Annotated in this window: 14 protein-coding genes; 9 read left to right on the forward strand and 5 right to left on the reverse strand. The window is 70.8% G+C overall.

What is annotated here, in order from left to right; all coding sequences use genetic code 11:
* Positions 1-156: 156 nt before the first annotated feature.
* Both AB0I18_RS38320 and AB0I18_RS38325 read left to right on the forward strand, forming a co-directional pair.
* A complete protein-coding gene (locus AB0I18_RS38320) occupies positions 157-1,170 on the forward strand; it encodes an ornithine cyclodeaminase family protein (RefSeq protein WP_363110334.1) in 1,014 nt (337 codons plus the stop codon).
* A gap of 157 nt (positions 1,171-1,327) precedes the next feature.
* Positions 1,328-3,442 (forward strand): tetratricopeptide repeat protein, encoded by a 2,115-nt coding sequence (locus AB0I18_RS38325; RefSeq protein ID WP_363110335.1) that lies wholly within the window; start codon positions 1,328-1,330, stop codon positions 3,440-3,442.
* Here the strand turns inward: AB0I18_RS38325 and AB0I18_RS38330 are convergent.
* Both AB0I18_RS38330 and AB0I18_RS38335 read right to left on the reverse strand, forming a co-directional pair.
* Positions 3,429-5,147, reverse strand: coding sequence for a hypothetical protein (locus AB0I18_RS38330; protein ID WP_363110336.1), 1,719 nt, complete (start codon positions 5,145-5,147; stop codon positions 3,429-3,431). The two genes, AB0I18_RS38325 and AB0I18_RS38330, sit on opposite strands and share 14 nt — an antisense overlap.
* 98 nt (positions 5,148-5,245) lie before the next feature.
* Positions 5,246-6,472: a serine hydrolase domain-containing protein gene (locus AB0I18_RS38335; protein WP_363110337.1), complete on the reverse strand. Its 1,227-nt coding sequence runs from the start codon at positions 6,470-6,472 to the stop codon at positions 5,246-5,248.
* Between the two features lie 432 nt (positions 6,473-6,904).
* Here AB0I18_RS38335 and tgmA point away from each other — a divergent pair, with 432 nt between their 5' ends.
* Complete coding sequence (gene tgmA / locus AB0I18_RS38340) at positions 6,905-7,096, forward strand: putative ATP-grasp-modified RiPP (protein ID WP_363110338.1); 192 nt, start codon at positions 6,905-6,907, stop codon at positions 7,094-7,096.
* A 16-nt stretch (positions 7,097-7,112) separates the two neighbouring features.
* Positions 7,113-8,105, forward strand: coding sequence for an ATP-grasp ribosomal peptide maturase (gene tgmB, locus AB0I18_RS38345; RefSeq protein WP_363110339.1), 993 nt, complete (start codon positions 7,113-7,115; stop codon positions 8,103-8,105).
* 36 nt (positions 8,106-8,141) lie between these two features.
* On the opposite strand, the gene AB0I18_RS38350 is transcribed toward tgmB, so the two are convergent.
* The gene (locus tag AB0I18_RS38350; RefSeq protein ID WP_363110340.1) at positions 8,142-10,058 is read right to left on the reverse strand and encodes a phosphatase PAP2 family protein; all 1,917 of its coding nucleotides are present in this window, start codon (positions 10,056-10,058) and stop codon (positions 8,142-8,144) included.
* Positions 10,059-10,245: 187 nt separating this feature from the next.
* Entirely contained in the window at positions 10,246-11,175 is a 930-nt protein-coding gene (locus tag AB0I18_RS38355) for a BadF/BadG/BcrA/BcrD ATPase family protein (protein WP_363110341.1), read from the reverse strand.
* 299 nt (positions 11,176-11,474) lie between these two features.
* Between AB0I18_RS38355 and AB0I18_RS38360 the strand changes: the two genes are divergently transcribed.
* The 5 genes from AB0I18_RS38360 to AB0I18_RS38380 all read left to right on the forward strand — a co-directional run bounded on the left by AB0I18_RS38360 (position 11,475) and on the right by AB0I18_RS38380 (position 18,063).
* Complete coding sequence (locus AB0I18_RS38360; RefSeq protein WP_363110342.1) at positions 11,475-12,596, forward strand: ROK family protein; 1,122 nt, start codon at positions 11,475-11,477, stop codon at positions 12,594-12,596.
* 274 nt (positions 12,597-12,870) lie between these two features.
* Positions 12,871-14,193, forward strand: a complete 1,323-nt coding sequence (locus tag AB0I18_RS38365; RefSeq protein WP_363110343.1) for an extracellular solute-binding protein — start codon at positions 12,871-12,873, stop codon at positions 14,191-14,193.
* Positions 14,194-14,313: 120 nt separating this feature from the next.
* Positions 14,314-15,225 carry a sugar ABC transporter permease gene (locus AB0I18_RS38370; protein WP_363110344.1) on the forward strand — a complete coding sequence of 304 codons (912 nt, stop codon included), beginning with the start codon at positions 14,314-14,316 and terminating at the stop codon, positions 15,223-15,225.
* A complete protein-coding gene (locus tag AB0I18_RS38375) occupies positions 15,222-16,121 on the forward strand; it encodes a carbohydrate ABC transporter permease (protein ID WP_363110345.1) in 900 nt (299 codons plus the stop codon). The genes AB0I18_RS38370 and AB0I18_RS38375 overlap by 4 nt, the downstream gene beginning before the upstream one ends.
* A 103-nt stretch (positions 16,122-16,224) precedes the next feature.
* Positions 16,225-18,063: a hypothetical protein gene (locus AB0I18_RS38380; RefSeq protein ID WP_363110346.1), complete on the forward strand. Its 1,839-nt coding sequence runs from the start codon at positions 16,225-16,227 to the stop codon at positions 18,061-18,063.
* Between the two features lie 68 nt (positions 18,064-18,131).
* On the opposite strand, the gene AB0I18_RS38385 is transcribed toward AB0I18_RS38380, so the two are convergent.
* Entirely contained in the window at positions 18,132-19,484 is a 1,353-nt protein-coding gene (locus tag AB0I18_RS38385) for an MFS transporter (RefSeq protein WP_363110347.1), read from the reverse strand.
* Between the last annotated feature and the right edge of the window lie 161 nt (positions 19,485-19,645).

The following is a 19,645-nucleotide window of genomic DNA, read 5'->3' on the forward strand; positions in this document are numbered from 1 at the left end:
GGTCAGGGCGCGGGAGAGTTGCAGGGTCCCGGCCAGCATGCCGAGGAGGCCGAGTGCCTTCAGACGCGCCGAGGGTGGGTCGTGGCCGCCGATCATCCCCGGCGGCGCGCGGCGCGTCCGTGGTGAGACCGGCCCGGAAGCGGAAAGGTGACAGGCATGAGCGACGACGTCCTTTACCTCTCCCGCGACCAGGTGACGGCCCTGCTGGACACCGACGCGGCGATCCGGTCCCAGCGGGCCGCCTTCACCGCGCTCGGCGACGGCACCGCCGAGCTGCCCGGGAAGATCATGCATCCGAGCCGGTTCGACGACAGCGTCATGTTCGCGTACCTCGCACGGCTGTCCGCGGACACCGGAGCCGTCGCCAAGTTCGGCAGCGTCAATCCGGGCAACGCGGCCGCCGGACTGCCGACCGTGCACGCCGTGATCAACGCGCTCGACCCGGTCACCGGGCAGCTCGCCGCCGTCATGGACGGCACGGCGGTGACGACTCTGCGCACGGCCGCCGGCAGCGCCGTGGCCTTCGACGCGCTGGCCACCCCCGACAGCGCGGAACTGGGCCTCATCGGCTCGGGGACCCAGGCGCTCGCCCACGCGCGGGCCGTCGCCCGGGTGCGGGACCTGAGGGCCGTACGGGTGTGGAGCCCGACCCCGGAGCGGCGGGCCCGGGCGGCGCGGCTGCTGGCGACCGAACTCGGCATCCCCGTCAAGGCCGTCGACTCGGCGGAGGAAGCCGTGGCGGGACTGCCCATGGTCGCCGCCTGCACCCTCAGCAGCACGCCCGTCGTGCGGGGCGAGTGGCTCGCGCCCGGCTGCACGGTCGTGAGCGTCGGCTCCTTCGAGCCCAGCCGGAGCGAGGTCGACGCGGAGGTCGTACGGCGGGCCGCGGCCGTCGTCGTCGACGACCCGGCGACCGCGGCGGGGCACGCCGGGCCCGTGGTGGACGCGCTGCGCTCCGGGACGCTCGCCTACGAGGACCTGATTCCGCTCGGCGGTGTCCTCACGGGGCGGTCCGGCGGACGTACGGCCCCGCAGGACATCGTCTACTACAACAGCGTCGGCCTCGGCATCCAGGACGCGGCGGCGGCCTGGGCGGTGATCGACGCCGCACGGGAACGGGAGGGGGAAGGGGAACTGGGACACGCTCGCGGAGGGGCGCCGCGTGCGTGACCGGAGAGCCTGGACGTGCACTCGTGAGGAGTGGCTCGCCGAACTCGGCCGGGGCGGGGTCGACTTCACGCTGCGGACAGGCGATCCTGCCTGACAGAACCCGCCGACACTGTCAATGCGGTGGATTCCAAGGGGCGTTGGGGGAAGGGGAGCGGGGATGTTAGAACCCATGTCGGTGGCCGCCGTGGCCGGGGTACTCGGGGCCGTCTGGTCCGGGATGGCCAACGAGGCCGGGAAGTGGACGTGGCAGTCGGCCGGCGCGCTCGTGCGGAGGATCGCCGGGCGGGAGGTGGTCGCGCCGAGGAACCCGGAGGAGCTGGACGTCGTGGCGAGGGCCGTGTACGAGGGCCTGCGGAGGAATCCCCAACTTGTTGGCGTCTGGGCGGAGTTCGCGGGCAGAGTGCGGGCTCCTGGTCTCGTGGGTCGCCCCTGTCTGCCCCCTTCGATACGGTCCTTCACCGATCGTCGGGACGCGATGAAGCGTCTCGACGAGGAGGCCCGGCGCAACGCCGACGGTCGGCCGCGGGTCGCTCTGCTGTACGGGCCCGAGGGAATGGGTATCACCACACTCGCCAAGCACTGGGGAGTTCGGGCGGCCGCACGGTTCCCGGACGGCCAGATCTATGTGGACTTGCGCGGCGGCACGGGCACGGTGCTTGACGCGAGGTGGGTACTTGGCGAGGTGCTACGGCAACTCGGGCTGCCGGGCGAGGAGGTGCCGCCCTCGTTCGTCGGGCGACAAGAGCTGTTTCGGCGGTACGCGGCAGACCGGCGGCTGCTGGTGATCCTGGATCACGCGTGGTCCGCCGCCCAGGTCGAGCCGGTGATCGGCTCCGCGCCCGGGGTGTTCACGATCGTCGGCGCCCGGCGTCGGCTCACGGGGCTCGACGCCTTGTCGATCCAGGTGAAGCCGCTCACCTATCGGGACTCGGAGCGACTGCTGGCCGCCCTCGTGGACAGGTCCGCGATCGCGGCCGCCCGTGCCACGATGCCCGCCCTGTTGGCCCGTTGCGCCGGTTCGCCGTATGCCATCAAGGCCGTCGTGCCCCGTCTCTCCGTGTCCGCGCGGGAGGCCCCGACCGTAACCCCCGAGGCCGATCCGGTACGCGCCGCCGCCGAGGACTCGTACCGGCTGCTGGCGCCCGGTGCGGCTCGGCTCTACCGGCTGGCCGCGCTGTGTGATCTACCCGCGCTGGACGCGGTGGGTGCCGCGCAGACCGCCGCCATCCAGCAGACCGAGGCGGGGAGGTGGTTGGAAGAACTCGCCGACGCCATGCTGCTGGAGCGCTTGGGCGACGGGCACTACCGCTACCGCGAAGGCGTGCGCGCGCACGCCGAGGCGGCCGCTGCCCGGGAGGACGGGATCGTCGCCTGCTCGGCAGCCATGAACCGGACGGTGCAGGGGTATCTGCTGCTGGCCCTGAGCGCGGCAAGGGCGGCACTGCCGGAGAGCTGGCGGATTCCGGAGCTGCCCGCCGGGGTGGTTGCGGTGCCGTACTCCGACCGGGGTGAGGCACTCGACTCGCTCGCGACCGAGGCAGGCAACCTGGTGCGGGTGGCGGTCCTCGCCGACGAGTTCGGGGACGGCGACACCGTGGTACGGCTGGGCCGGGCACTGTGGCCACTTCAGCTCAAGGCCGGCCACCATGACGTGCTGCTGCCCGCTCTGCGCATCGCCGTGAGGGTCGCCGACGAGCGGTTCCCCCGCACGCGCGAGGCAGGGGCGCTTCATGCCCAACTTGCCCACACCCTCACCGAGTTGCGGTTGTGGGACGAGGCAGAGTGCCAGGCGCTCGCCGCCGCGCGGGACGAGCGGGCGGCCGGGCACCTGCGTGGCCATGCTTCCGCCGTCGAATTCTTGGGGCTGCTGCGGCTGCGGGAGTGGCGGTGCCGGGAGGCGTACGACTGTTTCGAGGAGTCGTACGGGATCTACGGCGGCATCGGTCCCGAGGACGAAGGCGCCCGTGATCTGCCGCGTGCTCTCGCCCTGTTGGAGCGTCACCGCGGTCGGGCCCTGCGGGGTCTTCAGCGGCGGGAGGAGGCGCGGGAGCGGCTGGAGCGGGCGCTGGTGTTCTTCAGGGAGACCGACGAGGCCTACAACACAGCACGCATCCTCACCGACCTCGCCGAAACCTGGCTGGACGGCGAGGAGTTCGCGGAGGCGCTGCCGCTCATCGACGAGGCGATCGAGGCGCTCACGCCGGAGAAGGCCGAGTATCACCTCGCGTATCTGCGGGTCCTGCGGGAGAGGTGCGGCGTCAGGCTGGTGTGACCCGTATGTGGTGAACGGCCGCGCCGGTATGAACGATCAGGCCCTCGGCGGTCAGCTCCTCCAGCGCCTTGCCCGCCGCCAGCCAGGCGTACAGGGCTGAGGCGTACCCAGCGGGGTCGGCCGTCGACTCGGCCGTGAGGCGGAGAAGTTGGCCCGCTCGCGTGCGCACCGTACAGGCGTCGGACGCGGTGACGTATGCGGCCAGGGCACAGTGCGGGTGGCGGGCGAGAGTCTCAGCCGTCCACTGCGCAGGTGAGCCGAAGCGGGGATCGGTGGCGAATCCTTCGCGGAACACCACGTCGGCGAGGGCGAGGTGGGCCGGGTTTCGGGTGTCCTCATGCACGACCAGGTGCTCCTCACCGTCGCCGGGCGGTTCGCAGCGCGGGTCGGCGTACCGCTCGATCGCGACCTCGCCTGCGCCCGCGAGTCGCGTCAGCACCCTCAACGGGGCGGTCCGGGATGGGGGTTCGTACGGGGGCAGAGGGAGCGGTTCGAGGAGGGCGGGCCCCTCCGGCTCGGGAAGGTCCAGCTGCTCGTAGAAGTGGCGGCGCAGCCGGGCCGCCGACTCGCCGGGGAGCGAGGTGGTGAACTCTGCGGGGCCTGGCAGGGGGTGGTGCCCTGCCAGCAGGGAATCAAGTTGCGGGCGCAGGGAAGCCGTGGAATCGAGGCGAGGGGCCTCGCGTACGAAGCCGGAGATCGGTGCGTCCGGGTCGAGTGCCGACAGGGGCGTCGCGCCCAGGAGTACGGGGGTGCCCAGCGCGGCGGCGTAGTACGTGACCGAGCCGTGGTCGCCGATCACGGCGTCCGCGGCGAGCAGCGCCTGACGCCAGCCGTGGAGGGGGTCGATCAGAGTGAGGCCGGCGCGGCGGGCACGGTCGAGCCAGATACGTACCTGGCCGGGGCCGTGGCCGTACCAGATGTTGGGATGCAGGACGGCGGCGACGCGGTACTCGTCGGCGGGGAGTTCCGAGGTCAGCCGGGGGAGGAGCGACGGCAGGACGTCGTCACCGCCGTCGCCGAACAGGGACTCCGTGTGCCAGGTGGAGTTGAGGAGGACCAGCTGCTGGCCCGGATGGATACCGAGTGCCCGGCGGTAGCGTTCGCGATATTTGCGCGCGGCCAGCATGCGGTCGAAGCAGGGGTCTCCGGCGACAACCGCCGTGTGTACCGCCTCCGGACAGGCGGCGCGCAACCGGTCCAACTGCTCTGGGTGCGACAGCACGAGCGCGTCTGTGACCGGTGTCCCGTCGCCAGAGAGAAGCCACTCCCGAGAAAGCCCGAACACAGGCACGCTCCCCGGGGTTCCGGCTGGTCGGCTCCCCGGTGTCGCAAGCCTCTTGGTATATCCCACCCCATGCGGCAATACGGTCAATTTGCCTGAAAGCGCGTCCAGTTGACCCCCGAAACTCGCCGAGACGGCCAGCTTCACCGGTGTGCGGATCGCCTGTTCCCACGGGACGACCGGTACGTCGACCTCCGCGAACAGCTCGGCGAGGCCCGCGCGGAATGCGGAGGAACCGGGAGTGGTCACGAGGAGCTGTATCCGGAAGTCGTCGTGGAACAGCGGGATGACGTCAAGGAGCCGGGTCGCCGCGGTGACGTTGTGCGCGACCAGCAGGACGGGCAGGCTGCCGGCCCGGGTGGCCCAGCGGGCCGCGTCGTCGCCGACCGGCACCCGTATCCAGCCGTCCCGCCCCGAGTCCATCCCGCGCCCTCCCGAAGACACCTGCCCATCGGGCACCATCCATGCGATCGGGCAACGATAGTCAATGGGTCGGCGGCCGATGAGCCGGCCCGCACGCTTCAGCCGCCGAGTGCCTCCCGCACGAACCCCTTCAGTTCCCGGAGCGACGGCCTCCCGGCCGGCCGCAGCTGCGACATGAACTGCACGGTCAGGTCGTTGCGCGGATCGACCCAGAACGTCGTGCCGGCCGCACCGCTCCACCCGTACGACCCCACCGTCTCCGGCGACTCCGTGCGGTCCGCGTCCACGACCACCGAGACGCCGAGGCCGAAGCCGACGCCCGCGTTGAAGGGCTGGTTGTGGAGGGGGCCGCTGCCGAAGGTGTGGAGGTCGCCGGGGAGGTGGTTGGCGGCCATGGTGTCCACGGTGGCGGGGGAGAGGAGGCGGACGCCGTCGAGTTCGCCGCGCCCGCGGAGGAACTCCATGAAGCGGTGGTAGTCGCGGGCCGTCCCCAGCAGTCCACCGGTGCAGGACAGCAGGCGCGGGCGCTCGTGCACGGGCGGGCCCGGGACCGGGGCGATCCGGCCGTCCTCGTCCTCCTGGTGGAGCGCGGCCAGCCGGCCCGCCTTCTCCGGCGGGACCCAGAAGCCGGTGTCCGTCATCCCGAGCGGGCCGAAGACCCGCTCGGTCAGGAACGCGTCGAGCGGCCGGCCCGACACCACCTCGACGATCCGCCCGACCACATGGGTGGCGGCGGAGTAGTTCCACTCCGTCCCCGGTTCGAACTGGAGCGGCAGACTCGCGTACACCTCACAGGCCTCGGCCAGGTCCGCGTCCTTCGGTGCCTGCGAATGGACGTCGATGCCCGCGGCCCGGTAGAGCGCGTCGACGGGGTGGGTCCCGTAGGCGGCCATGGTCAGGCCGGCGGTGTGGGTGAGGAGGTGCCGGATCAGGACGGGGCGCTCGGCCGGGCGGGTCCTGACGTCCTGGCCGGTGCCGCTCTCGTAGACCTGGAGATCGGCGAAGGCCGGCAGATGGCGCGCGACGGGGTCGTCGAGGTCGAGCAGGCCCTCCTCGTGGAGCGTCAGCGCGGCGACGGACACGACCGGCTTGGTCATCGAGTAGAGCCGCCACACGGTGTCCGCCCCGACCGGGAGACCGGCCTCGCGGTCGCGCAGACCGTACGACGTGAGATGCGCGACACGGCCGTGACGGGACACGGCAACGAGGTACCCGGGCAGCAGACCGTCGTCGACGCGGCGGGCGAAGTAGCGGTTCATCCGGTCCAGTGCCACCGGATTCAGGCCGACTTCGGCCGGATCCACCTCTTGTCGCAGCTGATTCACCGCATGCCTCCTGTAGACGTCCGTGGGAGGTACGAGGGAGGTGTCCCCCGAGTGAAATCTATGGCCGCGGCCGAAAACATGCGACAGCCCGCGATCCGGCGAGCGCACTGCCCACCGGACCCGGGCGCCGGAGAGGCGCACGGAGCGTTCGCCGGACCACGGCGTGCGCCAGTGCGCTGAACTGCGGCGCAACCCTGGATCCGTAACCCGGGGTCCTACGTCATAGGAGGCGAATGGCTGCCCCATGCACGGAGAAACGGCCGAGCCGCAAGGAGTTACCGACCGAACGGTTCCAGTGACTACGCAGCGTGAGGCAACCATTCGCCAGTTCGATTCGTATATCTCCGTGGAAGCCCAGCAGGCCCGCCGGGCGGCTTGACGCCGGAGCGTCACGATCCGCTTGGCCGGGTAAGCACCGAGCAAGGAGAACCGATGCGACCGTTCGCGCTCAACTACGCTCGTCCGGCCCAGCAGTTGGAGGTCAGCGTTCCGTATGCGTACGACCCCAGACTGCAGTTGAACGTCCTGCCGGACGGACGGCTCGCCGCGCATGACTACGCCCTGTTGCAGGAGTTGGGAGCCACCACCTCCACCGCGGGTTCGAAGACCCATTTCGACGACTGAAGACGGACCCGCGACGATGACGGTTCTGATCCTGACGTGCGAACAGGATGTGACCGCGGACATGGTGGTGGCGGAGCTGGACGGGAGTGGCGTCCCGGTCGTCCGCCTGGACCCCGCGGATCTGCCCGGCGCCGTGGCGCTGTCGGGTGAGTACGTGCACGGCGTCTTCCGCGGGCATCTGTCCGCCGGCGGCCGGCTGGTGAGTATGAGCGGGTTGCGGTCCGTCTGGGTCCGCAGGCCCGGCGTTCCCGCGAGCCGGGTCGCCGAGTCGTCCGACTGGCTGACCGAGGAGGCCGGACAGGCGCTCTACGGCATGCTGCGCTCCACCGACGCGCGCTGGATGAACCACCCCGACGCGGCCCGCCGGGCCCGCCACAAGCCCTGGCAGCTCCACCTTGCCCAGCGCAGCCGGCTTCCCGTGCCCGCCACCCTGATCACCACGTTCCCGCAGGCCGCCCGCGACTTCGCGGACCGCTTCCCGGACCTGGTGGTCAAGCCCGTGTCGGGCGCGCACCCGCAGGAACCGCCGAGGGCGGTCCCCACCAGCAGGGTCGCGCCCGAGACCGACTTCGCGGCCGTCGCCTTCGGCCCGACCCTGCTCCAACGGCGGGTGGCCAAACGGGCCGACATCCGGCTCACCTGCGTCGGCGACCGGATCCACGCCGCCCGCAAGGCGGTCGGACCGGACGCCGACCCCGAGGAGGTGGACGTACGGTTCGCCACCTCCGACACCCCGTGGCGCCCGGTCGACGCCCCACCGCACATCGTCACCGGCGTGCACACCTATCTCCGGGAGGCCGAACTCGCGTACGGCGCCTTCGACTTCGCCGAGGACGCCGACGGGATGTGGTGGTTTCTGGAGTGCAACCAGTCCGGCCAGTTCGGATTCATACAGATAGAGACCGGCCAGCCCATCGCGCGCGCTGTCGCGGACTGGCTGGCCGCCCCGGGACCGGACACCCCGCCGGCCAACGGCGGCAGGGCCCGGGTCGCCGAGGGGCACGGCTGACACCGGCGCCGGGTCATGTCCCGGCGCCGGACACGACTACGACAGTCGTACGGAGAGTCCGCGCGCGGTGAAGACCGGCTCGGCGCGGAAGCCGTCGACCGTGATGCTGCCGAACCGGCCCTGCAGGGCCCGGCTTTCGATGACCGGAAGCGTCATGCCCCGCTTCGGGGAGAGGGACTCGTCGAGCCGGACGACGAGCGCGCTGCCCCGGTCGAGCAGCACGCGGCGGCTCACCTTCAGGGCCGGTGCGCCGTCGTCGGTGAGCGTGGCGTCGAGGGTCGTACCGGACGACTGGGTGTACGCGCCCCGCACCCGGAGCGGCGAGTCCGTCCGCAGGGTGCCGCCCTTCACCCGTACGTCGCCGCAGCCCAGCGCGGACCGCGAACCGGTCGCGAGGACACCCGCCTCCAGCGTGGTGCCGCCGGTGTAGTCGTTGGAGCCGGTCAGGGTCAGCGTGCCGCTGCCCCGCTTGACCAGCGCGCCCCGGCCGTCGATGTCGTTGCGCCAGGCGTCGGCCGCGCCGAAGCCGCCGGCCGCGGCGTCCAGGGTGACGTGCACATCCGCGTCGAACGCCCCGTAACCGTCGGCGGCGGCGAAGAGGTTCAGCCGTCCCCACTTCTCCCAGCCGTCCAGCAGGACGTACCCGGCGGGCAGCGCCGTCGTGCGCAGCACCTCGCGCCGCTGGGCCGCGGAGAGGTACGGCAGCCGCGTCTCCAGAAGGACCTCGGCGCCCTTCGGCACGGTCATGCGGTCCCAGGCGTGCCGCTTGGGCAGGACGTACGTCAACCGGGGCCCGACCGCCGCCGAGTTGGCCGCGCGGTCCGCGTACGGGTCGGTGCCCGGGCTCGCCGAGTGCGCGTACGCGTACAGGGTGTCGGCGGTCGTGCCGGTCTTCTCCTGGAAGTACGCGGCGGCCTGGGCGCGGGCCGCCGCCTTGAGGTCGGCGTTCTTCGGGTCGGCGAGGGCCGCGGCCGCGAGGGCCGTGGCGAGGACGCGGCCGCCGATCACGTCGACGGTGGAGTGCATGCCCGCCACGATGCGCGTGTGCGAGAGCTCGGAGGCGCGGGCCACCAGCTCCTGGAACCGCTCGGGGACCGCGTACGCCAGCGCCAGCGCCGCGAGGTAGAAGGCGTTGGAGTGTCCGCTGGGGAAGCCGCCGTCGTCGTCCGCTGTGGCGCTGCGCTGCCACAGCAGCTGCGGGGCGACCACGACGTCGGACTCGTAGACCGGGAACCCGAGTGCGTCCTTCTTGCCGGTGTCGACGGCCTCGCTGTCCTCGTTCATGCGCCACGGGCGGGGGTACTGGTAGGAGAACTTGGAGGGGTTGCTCGAGGCGAACGGACCGCGCACGGTGTCGACCAGCTGGGCCACCTTGCCGAGGTCCGAGTCGTGGGCACCGGCGCCCAGCGCGGAGCCCGCGGGCGCGTCGGCAGGGAGCGCGTCGCTGATCCGGCCCGACGGAGTGCCGTCCGGCGCGGAGGTGATGCCGGTGACGGCCTTCGCCCCGCTCCGGTAGAGGTCGGCGAGCGGGCCCAGGCCGCCGATCATCGCGTAACTCTGGTGCTGACGGTCGTAGATGAAGGCGGTCTTCGCCTCGGCGTCCGTGCGGCGCGTGGTGACACGCACGGAGTACCGCACGTTGGCGCGCAGGATCTCCGGCATGAGCGGGGTGCCGGTGTCCCAGGCGTCGCCCGTCTTCCAGATGCGCGCGAAGCCGTCGAGGATGTGCACGGCCGCGTTGGTCTCGGGCGTGAGGTTGGCGACGACGTTGGTGGTGTACGAGTCGACGAACGCGGCGGTCGCGTTCGTGGCCGACGAGGCCGCTGCCGCCGGCCAGGCCACGACCGCGGGGGCCGCGACCAGCCCGGCCGAGACGCCCACGGAACTCCGCAGGAACACGCGCCGGTCGATGCCGGTTCGGCCGGGACGGGGACGGGGGTGCTGACCGGGCATGCGGGTCTCTCCTTCTGGAGTTATGACAGGACTTACGGCTGATTCATGACGCGATTCATGACACGGGTGATGAATTCGAGGTGATCACGTGAGCTGAACCCGGACTTCTGAACGGAAGCTGAACTCATGAGTCCATCCGGGAGTCGGGAACCGGACACTCTCGGAGCCGGGCCCGGTTCGGGCTGTCTCACAGCAGCGACCGGGCCAGCGCCACGGCACCCTGCACCGGTGGCACCCGCAGCGGCCGGGGCCGGGCCGAGGGCAGCGCCTCGGCCAGCGCGGCGGTGAACGCCTCGTACAGCGGTGGCTGGACGAGCACCGTGCTGCCCGCCACCACGACGTCGTCCACCGGGACGCCGCGCCCGGCGAGCCGTACGACGAGTGACGCCAGTGCCCGGCCGCCCTCGGCGATCACCCGGCGGGCGAGCGGTGAACCGTCCTCGGCCGCCGCGAACACACTGGGCGCGTGCCGCCCCCACTCGGCGGAGACATGCGTCGCGCTCTCCAACGCCGCGCCCAGAGCCGGTACTTCGGGCACGCCGAAGGCGGCGGTCAGTCGGTCCGTGAGTGGATCCGGCGGGTCGGCGCGATCATGCGCGGCCCAGACCGCCCGCGCGGCCTCGCGCACCAGACCGGCCGAGCCGCCCTCGTCGCCGAGCACCGCACCCCAGCCGCCGACCTGGACCGTGCGGCCGTCGGCGAGCCGGCCCACCGCGACCGATCCGGTGCCGGCGACGAGACCGACCCCCTTGTCCAGACCGGCGGCCGGTACGAGGAGTTCGGCGTCGCCCACGACGAGGCAGGGGATGCCCAGGAGTGAGTGGAGTGCGGAGCGGATCTCCTCGCACTGGCGAGGTGTCTCGCAGGCGTGCCCGCCGACGGCCACCGCGGCCGGGCGCGTGCCCGTGGGCAGCGCCTCGTCGATCAGCGCGGCCAGCCATGCGGCGGCGGCCACGGGCTCGTGCGGCCGCCAGCCCTCGCTCGTACGCACGTGATCGGCGACCGCACTCCGCCCGGAGCCCGAGCCGGAACCTGAACCGTCCCCGGTCTCCGCGCGGAGGTGCGTCTTTGTGCCGCCCACGTCAATCCCGACGGCGATGGGCGTGAAGTCCTGCACGGAGCCTCTTTCGTCGTTGCGCGGTCCTGCTGATGCGAAGCGAACGGTGGGCGAACCGTGTTCTCTGGACATGCGCCAGTGAGCGCCGACCAGCGGTAGGGAAGCCCCGGGACGGGCTTCTGATGAGCGCGGCAGGCGAGTACCGCGTGAGTTCGTTAGGAAGTTAACTAACGAAGTAGGGTGCGTCAAGAGTTTCGGAATCCGGGTCCGCCCAACCCGGCGCCGTACAGCCCGTTGCCGTAAAGCCCTTTGCCGTAAAACCTTGCGACCAGACGCTGCGGCACGACCTGGGGGAGAGCATGAACCTGAGCGAGAGTGCCCGCGCGGTGTTCGCCGTACTGGCGGCGGCGGGCACGGCCACCCGCCCCCAGCTGGCGGCCGGTGCGGGCCTGTCCAAGCCGACGGTCTCGTCCGCCGTGGCCGAGCTGGAGGCCGCCGAGCTCGCCGCCCACTCCGGCACCGTCTCCGGCGGCACCGGCCGCTCCGCCGCGGTCTACGGTCTCGGGCCCGCCGCCGGCGCCGTCCTCGCCGTCGATCTCGGCCCCACCCACACCCGGGTGCGGGGCTGCGCCCTGGACGGCACTCTGCTCGCCGAGGGCACCGGCTCCCGGGCGGCGGCCGCCGACACCGTGCGCAAGGCCCTCGACGCGCTGCCGGTGGGCGCCCCGCTGCGCGCCATCGTCGTCGCCGTGGGCGACGTCATCGCACAGGACGAGGAGGGCGCCGGTATGCACCCCGCGACCGCCAAGGCCGGCCCAGCCTTCGACGCCATGGCCGTCGCACTGCCGCCTGATGTGCCCGTCCACCTGGAGAACAACGTCAACTGCGCGGCACTCGCCGAACTGCACGACGGCGCCGCCCGCGGCCGCCAGACCTTCGGCTATCTGCGGATCGGCGTGGGCATCGGCCTCGGCATAGTCATCGGCGGCCAGGTGCTGCGAGGAGCGAACGGCGCGGCCGGCGAGGTGGCCAGGCTGCCCTACCCGTGGGACGAGGGCCGCGAACCGCGCCAGGAGGCCCTGGAGGAGCGCATCGGATCGCGCTCCCTCCTGCACAGGGCCGCGCAGGCCTGGCAGGACACCGACGGCCCCTGCCCCGGCACCGCCGAGCGGCTCTTCGCCCTCGCCGAGGAGGGCCATGCCACGGCCGGCACGGTGGTCGGCCGGCATGCGGCCGACGTGGGCAGGCTCGCCGCCGCCGTGGCCGCCGTGCTGGACCCGGGACTGATCGTGCTGGGGGGCGGCACCGGCACGTATCCGCAGCTCGTGCCCGGTGTGCGGGCCGAACTGGCCCGGCTGAGCTGGCCCACCGAGGTGGTCAGCAGCACGGTCGGCGACAGCGGCACTGTGGCGGGCGCGAGCCGTTTTGCCGTAGAGCGTGGAATTCAAACCGTGACCGGTGGGACGTCAGTCAAGCATTGACGGAGACCCGTTGGTCTGCCAATGTCCGGACAAGCGCTTTCTAAGTCGGTCGGGACGCCGGCTTGGGGCGAGCGTCCCGCCCGTACTCGACGTACGGCAACCGCACCAGGGCGTGCTTGTGCGGCGACGGCCACAGTGGCCGGGGACCCTCGCCCGTCAGGATGACGCGGCCGGGCGAGGCCGCGCCCTCGGGGAGCGAACTTTCTTGCACAATGCACCCGTGCCGCCTCCGTCGGCGCCGTGCTCCGTCCCCTACCACGAAAAGGGATCGAAGATGACCACTGTGGGTGTGCGGCGCTCCCGCCGACTCGGCCGCGGCGGCATAAGCCGCCTGGTCCCCCTCGCTGCCGTGGCCACGGCAGGTGCCCTGCTGCTCTCCGCCTGCGGGTCGGACTCCGGCTCGGGCGGGACTTCCAAGTCGCTGACGTTCTGGATCTCCACGGTTCCGGGGCAGGACGCGGGCTGGAAGAAGATGGTGGCGCAGTACGAGAAGGAGACCGGCGTCAAGGTCAAGCTCGTCAACATTCCCTACGACGGCTACGACGCGAAGCTGCGCAACGCCGCGCAGGCGAACTCCCTGCCCGACGTGGCGTCAGTGCCGAAGCTGGACCCGATCTGGGCGAACAAGCTGATCGACCTCGGCTCCATCGCCAACAAGAAGAGCAACAAGATCAACGGCAACTTCGTCGCCAAGGACTCGTCCGGGAAGGTGCTGTCCATCCCCTCGGACATCACCGCGTCCGGCATGTTCATCAACAAGTCGCTCTTCGAGAAGGCCGGCGTCGACTACCCGACCTCGCCCGACAAGACCTGGACCTGGACCGAGTTCATCAAGGCGGCGGACGAGGTCCGGGAGAAAACCAACGCCAAGTACTCCCTGACGTTCGACCAGTCGCCGTCCCGGCTCCGCGCCATGGTGTACGAGCTCGGCGGGAAGTACGTCCAGGCGGACTCCTCCGGCAAGTTCTCGGTGGACGCCGCGACCAAGAAGGCCGTGAAGCGCTTCGTCGACATGAACGACGACAAGACCATGCCGAAGTCGGTGTGGACAAGCGGCGCCGACCCGTCGGCCATGTTCCAGAGCGGTGACGTCGTCGCTTACTTCTCCGGCGTGTGGCAGGTCGCCGCCTACGCGGAGAGCATCACCAAGTTCGAGTGGGCGAGCGTCCCGACTCCCGCCGAGCCGGTGCAGGCCAGCGACGTCAACAGCGGCGGCATGACGGTGGGCTTCAACAACAACGGCGACGCGGCCGCCGCCGCGGAGAAGTTCCTGTCCTGGCTGTACGAGCCGGCCAACTACCAGGCGCTGTGCGAGGCGTCCGGCTTCCTGCCCGTCGAGACCGGTCTGAACCCGAAGTACCCCTTCAAGTCCGAGGCGGCGCAGGCGGCGTTCAAGCTGTACAACGAGTCGATCCCGCTGTACGCCCCGATCTCCGGCTCCTTCAACACCGCGCAGACGGGCTGGGCGCTGAAGGGCAAGACCCTCACCGAGGACCCGACCAAGACGGAGCTCGGCAAGGCGATCAACGGCCAGCAGTCGACCGACAAGGCCCTGGAGAACATCGTGGCCGGCTACAACGAGCAGGTCGGCGGCTGATCGTAGGCCGACGGGCCGGGCGGCGGGGTCGAGACACCGCCGCCCGGCCTCGGGACCCACGCGATGCCGGGCTCATGGCCTGAGCGCACGAACCCATTCCACCAGCACGGAGTCAGGAAGATGACCAATCGCGCCCCGGACGTGTCCGTGAGCCCGCCCAGGAGACGCAGCAAGTACACCCTTGCGCCGCTCGTCCTCATCGCGGGGAATGTCGTGCTCTTCGCGCTGTTCTTCGCCTGGCCGGCGGTGATCGGGCTCGTCTACTCCTTCACGAACTACACGGGCGTGGGGGCGTTCCAGTTCGTCGGACTGGACAACTACAGCAACCTGGCCGGGGACTCCGCCTTCTTCGACGCGCTGACCCGGACGCTGCTGTACACCGTGCTCTTCGTTCCGCTGAACTTCGTGTTCTCGCTGCTCGTCGCCAACGTGGTGGTGAGCAAGCACGCCAAGGGCGCATCGGTCGCCCGCGTCTTCTTCTTCATCCCGTGGCTTCTGTCGCCCATCATCGTGGGCGTCCTGTGGCGGTGGCTGTTCGGTGAGAACTTCGGATTGGTCAACCACGTCATCGAGAAGTTCGGCGGAAGTGCCGTTCCGTGGCAGTCGAACGCGGACCTGTCGCTGCTGATCGTGGTGGTGGCGGCATCCTGGGCCTGGACGGGCTTCTCGATGCTGCTGTTCATCGCGGCGATCAAGAACGTACCGGTGTCGTACTACGAGGCGGCCTCGCTCGACGGCGCCGGTCCGTGGCGCCAGTTCATCAGCATCACACTGCCGAGCATCGCGCCCACTTCCTTCATCGTCATCCTGCTCAACACGATCCACGGGATGAAGGAATACCCGCTGTTCGCCGCCCTCAACAACGGCGGACCTGGAACCTCGAACAACCTGCTTGTCCAGTACATCTACCAGACCGGCTTCGACCGGGGCCAGATCGGCTACGCGAGCGCCGCGTCGTTCGTGCTCATGCTCATCCTGATGGCCGTCGCGATCATCCAGATGATCGTCAACCGGCGGGTGGAGAACCGATGACAACCACAGACATGCCACGCCCGGTCGACGCCGAGCCCGGAGGGGCGGTTCCCAGGAAGCGGCCCCGCGGCGCGGCCGGCGGTGGGCTTCGGCGCGCGGTGCCCGCGACGACACTGCTGTGGGTCCTGGCGGCCGTCTACGGGTTTCCCGTGCTGTGGTTCGTCCTCAGCTCCTTCAAACCGGCGGGAGACCTCTTCACCTCGCTGACGCTGTTTCCGGACGACCCCACCCTGTCGGGCTACAAGGCAGCATGGGACAGCGCCAACTTCTCCCAGTACTTCATCAACACGACCATCGTGTCGGTGATCGCGACGATCCTCACGGTGGGAGTCAGCTGCTGCACGGGGTACGCGCTGGCCAAGTACGACAACAAGTGGCTCAAGGTGTTCTTCATCTGCATCCTCGCCACGACGATGCTGCCGGGCGAGGTCATGCTCGCCCCGCAGTTCCTGGTGGCCCGCGACCTGGGCCTGTTCAACTCGCTCGCCGGCATCATCTTCCCGGCCTTGCTCACGGCGACCGGATGCTTCATGTTCCGCCAGTTCTTCCTGACGGTCCCCGACGAGCTCGTCGAGGCCGCCCGCATCGACGGGGCGCGTGAACTGTCGATCTTCCTGCGGATCATGGTGCCGATCTCCCGGCCCATCATGCTGACCCTCGCCATCCTGTCGTTCCAGTGGCGATGGAACGACTACATCTGGCCGCTGCTGATGCTCAACGACCCCGACAAGTTCACCGTGCAGATCGGCATCCAGAGCCTCGTCGGCGCGCAGAACATCAACTGGTCGGTGGTGCTCGGCGGCTCGGTCATCACGATGATTCCGCTGATCGTCGTCTTCCTGGTGTTCCAGCGTTACGTCATGAACGCCGACATCAACGCCGGACTGAAAGACTGACCGTGCCCACCCCGCTCGACCAGGAGTTCGTCCGCGCGGCGGCCCGCGCCGTCGACCGGCCGGCCGCCCCGATGGCGACCTCCGGCATGAAGGGCTGAACAGCTTGTATCTCCCGCATCAGCGCGGCCAGTTGCACGACCTGGCCGACGATCCGGCCGCGTACGACCGTGTGCTGGCCGACGTGACCGAGCAGGCGCTGGCCCGGCTCACCCCGGACGGCAGCCTGGAACACCCCGCCGCCACCGACGACGTCGGCGACACCTCGCTCGGCATCACCTCCCTGCTCGCACTGGCCTGGCACCGCACCAAGGACCCACGCCTGCCGGACGCGGTCCGCCGCAGCCTCGCCTTCCACCTGCGCGCACGCGTCTACACCGAGGACAACCCCGGCTACCCGAACCTGACGGTCCTCAACTCGGGTCTCCCGTACGCCCGTTACGTACTCGCTCCCGGCGCGCACCCCATCGGTGACTGGCCGAGCACGGTGTGGGCGCTGCTGCAGCTGGTCAACGTCATCGAGACGGCGGACGGCCTCCTCGACGACGAACTGCGTGACGAAGTCGTCGAGTTGGGGCACGGCTACTGGCGCTGGCTGACCGAGGCCACCGTCTTCAACCCGCAGGACGCCGCGAACCAGGCCATCGGATGTGTCGTCGGCGGGCTGATGCTCGCCCGCCATCTCCGGCCCGAAGAGGGGGAGTTGGTCCGGCGGCGGGCCCTCGGGCTGTACGCGGACGAGATCCGCGCCCGTCGGGTACGGGACCGGGGTGCGCCGCTGCCTCCCGAGCACGGCGGCGCGTACGACAACAACTACGGGCCGATCTCCCTCTCCTTCCTCGCCCAGGCCCACCGGGTCAGCGGCGAGGAGATGTTCGCGGAGGACGGTGACACGCTCGCCCGCTACATCGACGCACGGCTCTGCGGGAGCGGCTTCGACATCGGCGGGCCGCGCTACAGCGAGCAGCACTCCGCCTTCGAATCCGTGCTCGGGCTGCGGTACTTCGGCCGGCGGATCGGCGCCGACCTCGGCCGCTACGCCGGGGACGCGCGCTGGGCCCGGCACGCGGTCGGGGCCGACGGAGGCGTCGACGGACACTTCGCGTTCATGCTCGTCTGGCAGATCCAGGACACCACGAACTGGCACCGCACACCGGCCACCGCCCCCGCCTGCCACCAACTGCGGTCCGGCACGGTCACGGTGTCGTTCGACGACCGGATGACCCCGTCCGTGATCGAGGCGGGCGGTACGGCGCTCGTCGCGGCCGCGGTGAACCGGCAGCACGGATTCGGGCCCGTGACGGACGGCTTCCTGCTGTGCCGCCCGATGGGGGCGGTACGGGTCGCGGACCACCGCGTCGGGGGCCTCGCGGCCAAGCTCGTGAGCAAGCCCGTCGTCGGCCGGGACCATGTCCTGCGCCATCTCCAGTCGCTGTATGTCACGGACGGCACGCGGCTGTGGATGACCGTCGTCCTCGAACGGCTGGACGGGGAGCGGTACTTGCTCGCCGGGATGCCGTATGTCACCGCGGAGGGTGACCGGTTCCGCCGGGTCGGCGACTTCCCCCTGGTGGCGGCCGCCGGGGAGCTGCGGCTGACGCACCCCGAGGAGGGCAGCCCGGACTCCTTCGACGCGCGGAGCGAACTCACCCAGGAACAGGCCGCGTTCGCACTGGCCGCCGACCCGCGCGGGTACGGCGATCCCGACGCCGGCTGGCGGCACGTACGGACGACGACCGCCCTGGAAGTGGGGCCGGCGCCCGACGCACCGGAAGGCCTCGACGTCTTCGCCGTGCGCTACGGGGAAGGCGACCGGCAGTTGAACGTGGTCTGTGAGCGTGCGGAGGAGGGCCTCGTCCTGCGGACGGAGTCCTTCACCGCGCTGCTCGGCGGACCCGACGCGCACGGCGAACCGCAGCTCACTCTGCGGGCCGCCGGGCGCTGACAGGGGCTCGGCGCCGACCGCGGGTGCGGTCGGCGCCGAGTCGCGTCCGTGTGCGTGGAGGGGGCGGCTCAGGCCGACACCTTCTCCCGCCCGGACGACTTCTGGAGGTCCCGCTCGCCGAGCTGCTCCGTCGGCACCTTGTGCGTCTCGCGGGCGGTGATCGCCGCGATCACCGGCGGGACGCACAGCGCGGCGGTGAAGAGGGCCACGGCCATCCAGTCGTCGCCGTCCGGGCCTGCGATCTGCGCGGCGAAGGTCACCGCGAACCCGGCGATGGCGAAGCCGATCTGGGTGCCGATGGCCATGCCCGACAGCCGGTCCCGGGTGGCGAACATCTCGCCGTAGAAGGACGGCCAGATACCGTTCGCCGCGCTGTAGACGACACCGAAGGTGACGATGCCGAGGACCATGATCAGCGGGTACGAGCCCGTGGAGATGGCCCACAGGTAGACGAACATCATCACGGCGCTGCCCGCGGCGCCGATCAGGAAGACCGGGCGGCGGCCGATGCGGTCGGACAGCACGGCCCACAGCGGGATCGCGGCGAGGGCGACGAGGTTGGCGAGCGCGCCCACCCAGAGCATGGACGTACGGTCCATGCCGACCGAGTCGCTGGTCGCGTACGCCAGCGCCCACACGGTGAAGATCGTGCTGACCGAGGCCACGAGGGCACCCGCGACGACCCGCAGGACGTCGGCCCAGTGGTCGCGAAGCAGCACGGCCAGCGGCATCTTCGGGACGCCCTCGGTGGCGGCCTGCTGGGTGAAGGTCGGGGTCTCGTGGAGCGTGCGGCGGATGACGTAGCCGACGACGGCGACCGCGATGCTCATCCAGAACGGGACGCGCCAGCCCCAGGAGAGCAGTTGGTCCTCGGGGAGCGCGGCGATGGGGATGAAGACCAGCGTGGCGAGGAGCTGGCCGCCCTGGGTGCCGCTGAGCGTGAAGCTGGTGAAGAAGCCGCGCCGGTCCGGCGGCGCGTGTTCCAGCGACATGGAGTTGGCGCTGGCCTGCTCACCGGCGGCCGAGATGCCCTGCAGGACACGGCACAGGACCAGGAGCACCGGGGCCAGCGTGCCGACCTGGTTGTACGTCGGCAGACAGCCGATGAGGAACGTCGACACGCCCATCAGGATCAGCGTGAAGACCATGATCTTCTTGCGGCCGACCTTGTCACCGAAGTGACCGAGGAACAGCGCGCCGATCGGGCGCGCCGCGTACGCGACGCCGAACGTGGCCAGCGAGAGGAGGGTCGCGGTGGCCGGGTCCGAGTCGTCGAAGAAGACGTCCGGGAAGATCAGCGCGGCGGCGCTGCCGTAGATGAAGAAGTCGTAGTACTCCAGGGCACTGCCGATCCAGGCGGCCGTGGCGGCTTTCTTCGGTTGGCCGGGAGGCGCGTCGAGGGGTGCGGCGGGGACGGACACGGCGTGCTCCTTCGAAGGGACTCAAGGTACTCCGACGGGACGGAGTGAGCGGTGGGGAGAGGAGCCGAAACCCTGGGGGTGGCGGGTCGGCCTTGCCGGGTGCGTGCCCGGCTAATTAACCCACTGGATAGTTAGTAGCGGTTGGCTACGGATGTTGCGCT

This window comes from Streptomyces sp. NPDC050704 (genome assembly GCF_040654355.1).
Lineage (GTDB): Bacteria > Actinomycetota > Actinomycetes > Streptomycetales > Streptomycetaceae > Streptomyces.